Below are 3,098 nucleotides of genomic sequence, written 5' to 3'. Positions count from 1 at the left end.
ACGACCAGCAAAGAAATTAGTGAAAGCTGTTTGTAGGTGTCTTAACCCTTGTGGTAAAGGTACACAGCTTACTTCATTGAGAAAGTCTAATTCTTCTTGCTTTTTCCAATCGGTTAGCACTGAAGAAGTTTCAGTATATCCTACTCTTTCTTGTCTTTCGTACCATGCTTGTGTTCTGAGATGGAGAGCTTTATTGTAAACCAATCTTACACAGCCCAAAGTGCGCCGCAATAGGGACTCTTGTTCGGGTGTGGGGTAAAATCGGAACGAGTAGGCTTTTTCCATGTCTCACATTTTAGCATATATTTGGTAAATGCGCTAGTATTTAACGGTAAAGCCGTCGTAGAACGACGGGGTTTCAGACCCAAAATTTTCGATGATCGCTCCTTTACTTATCGAGATTTGCTGCCGTTTGTCCTCAATGACGACGGGAAAACGCTGATGGTTTTAGACTCAGATGGCAAAACCTATCTCACCTTAGACCCCACTGGCAAGCCTCAAACAACGGCTTATCAATGTTTCTCACTGCAAATTCTGCGAACCTTTAAGCCCAACGCTCAATCCAGTATGAGCTTAGATAACTGGACTTATTTACAAACCAAACAAAATCCAGAATTAAAGAATTTTTTATCCGAGTTTGGCTTCAAACAATTGAGCGACTGGGCGCTACTCAATCGCACTCGCTCGAAACAATTGGAACAACTGGCAGAACGAGATCGCCACTTGATTGCAGCCTTCCACGCTGTCTATCGTCGAGACAGGCATCAGCAACACCGGGGTACGAAACGCTGTCTAGATCCCACATCAGTACAACTTCAAGAGATGGTGACTTATTTAAAAGCACGAAATATCACAATTCAGCCCAACCAATTGATCACAGAACTGCGAAGAGTGGCACTACAACTTAGACAATTTGACCTTTGGAGCCATCGAGAACCGTTAGAAGTTGAAGAGCCAGAGACAGGCGATCGCCTGATTCGCTCAGAGCTGCCACAGGATATTGCCAGTGAATGTGATGTGGAGCAGCAAGAGCAACAAGAAATGTTGGAATTCTTCCACAAACAGCTTCAACTTGCCTTAGTTCATTCCATTAAGCAGGCAATTAGCGATCGCATTACTTATTTAAAAAAAAGCAAAGGGTATGCCGCTTTCGCCGATCGATTTATTCCAGGATCACACCTCTATTATTCTCAGGGCATCGCACTGAAAGAGATTGCTGATTTATTAAAAATGTCTGGTTGGGCGCAAGCAAGACGGGTGTTGAATCCGGGAGAGTTAATTAACACTGTTCGGACGTTGACAATTCGCCAAGTGCTTGAACAAATGCTTAAGAAAGCTGAAGAGAAAGGACTGACTGATCTTCCCCCTCAACCCGATTATCTAGAAAATTTAGCGAAGCAAATCGAGTCCTTGGCGGATGCGGAAATATTTCAGGCAGCGTTTGAAGAAATTCAATCGGGAAAGAATCGTCTGATGAAAAGTCTATATGCTCAACAGCTTTGCTTTTACTTAGAAGAGTACACAAAGGTTTCACAAGGAGTTTCGTAATGTTTAGTTTAAGAGCGATCCCACCAGGTTTAAATCTGAGGCGACCTGAAGCCATTGGGATTGAACCAGAACAGTTGGAGCGGGCGCTAGTTAATCCCTTAGTCAATCCCTCAGTCAATGAAGCGGGTCAGTGGCAACTCTACCTGAATGCGCTGGCACTATTGGGTTTTGAGCAATGGCTACAGGAACGCGCTTCATCACACCTGATCGATCGAACTCAATGTATCAATCAGATCGGGGCTGTTTACAACCTTAAAATTGATGAATTTAAGCTGAATTTAATTGTCAAAGAGCAGGTGCTGGATGAAGTAGCGGAAATCCCCAGAGAAGCGATCGAACAGCCGGCTCTTGTCGCTCATTTCTATGTCCTGCTTGAGGTCTGTGAAGAGCAGCAGCGGTTAATGATTCGAGGCTTTTTGCGATATGACCGACTCAGGAATTATTGCCATCGGGTCAGTGATGGTTTACAAAACGATTATTATCAAATTCCCCTATCTGTTTTCGATCCTGAACCCAATCATTTATTGTTCTACTGTGATTTTCTAGAACCTGCCTCAATACTATTGCCCGTCATTTCAACGGAGCATACCGCAACGCCTGAAGCAATCTCTGAAACCACATTAACGGCTTCTCAAGAAACTCCTATCCAGTTAGGACAGTGGATACAGGGGGTCTTTGCAGCAGGATGGCAAGCGCTCGACGATCTGTTTAGTTCAGAAGTCCATCTTGCTTGGAGTCCTCGCAATCAGAGAGAGGGTGCAAAACGCGGCAAGCTTATTGACTTGGGGATGGAGTTGCAAGGACAGAGAGTGGTCTTGTTGGTGAATGTTACAGAAGAAGCCGATAATCAGCTATCTGTACTGGTTCAGTTACATCCGGCCGGTGAGGAGCGATATCTGCCACCCCAGATCAAGTTAACGTTGCTTTCTCAGGCAGGCAAAAAGCTTCAAGAAGTCCAGTCTAGAACGCAAGATAACTATATTCAACTAAAATCTTTTAAAGGTCGATCTGGAATCCCTTTTAGTATTGCGCTTAGTCTCGGTGACATCTACCTCCGCGAAAATTTTGAACTCTAGGCGTTGGGGTATCATGGGCGTTTTCTCTCCAGGCAAAACTACCTTACAGGGGATAAAATTTATGGAGTTATTGAAAGAGCCAAACTTTCGTTCTATCCCTAGGAGCGTTCCCCATGACGGCAATTGCGATCGATGACACCGGAAAACTAGAAATTCCTCTAGAAATCCGTCAACAACTCGGCATCACCACAGCCCAATCCCTCAATCTTGAGGTTAGACAAGGCTGTATCATCCTACAACCCTTGGAGCAAGAAGCTAAAGTCCAACGTCAAGGCAGTGCCTTAGTGCTAGAAACCCCGTCCCTCGGCAATCTTGATACCCTTATCGAAAATTTGGGTTAAAACCCCGTCCTTTTAGGACGGCTTTAAGCTACAATGGAAAAAGCGATAACCAAGCTAAAAACTGAACCTTGACCACAGATAGTAAGGGGTTTCGTTCAGAAAAGACTTCAAATTCGGCCTTGAACGAGTAAAA

The 3,098-nt window shown here is 44.4% G+C and carries 4 protein-coding genes; 3 read left to right on the top strand and 1 reads right to left on the bottom strand.

Annotated elements, in window-relative coordinates; all coding sequences use genetic code 11:
• Positions 1–285: helix-turn-helix domain-containing protein (locus EWV84_RS20595; protein WP_287079753.1), on the bottom strand; the 285-nt coding region annotated here is incomplete at its 3' end.
• A 21-nt stretch (positions 286–306) separates the two neighbouring features.
• Here EWV84_RS20595 and EWV84_RS20590 point away from each other — a divergent pair.
• The 3 genes from EWV84_RS20590 (at position 307) to EWV84_RS20580 (ending at position 2,965) form a co-directional block, all read left to right on the top strand.
• The gene (locus tag EWV84_RS20590) at positions 307–1,548 is read left to right on the top strand and encodes a hypothetical protein (protein ID WP_287079752.1); all 1,242 of its coding nucleotides are present in this window, start codon (positions 307–309) and stop codon (positions 1,546–1,548) included.
• A complete protein-coding gene (locus EWV84_RS20585; RefSeq protein ID WP_287079750.1) occupies positions 1,548–2,624 on the top strand; it encodes a DUF1822 family protein in 1,077 nt (358 codons plus the stop codon). Before EWV84_RS20590 ends, EWV84_RS20585 begins: the two co-directional genes overlap by 1 nt.
• Positions 2,625–2,737: 113 nt before the next feature.
• Positions 2,738–2,965 (top strand): AbrB/MazE/SpoVT family DNA-binding domain-containing protein, encoded by a 228-nt coding sequence (locus EWV84_RS20580; protein ID WP_287079749.1) that lies wholly within the window; start codon positions 2,738–2,740, stop codon positions 2,963–2,965.
• The last annotated feature ends 133 nt before the right edge of the window (positions 2,966–3,098 follow it).

Origin of the sequence: Microcystis sp. M_QC_C_20170808_M3Col, from assembly GCF_007095505.1 — a bacterium.
Classification (GTDB): Bacteria; Cyanobacteriota; Cyanobacteriia; order Cyanobacteriales; family Microcystaceae; genus Microcystis.
This window is presented reverse-complemented; position numbering and strand designations above follow the sequence as displayed.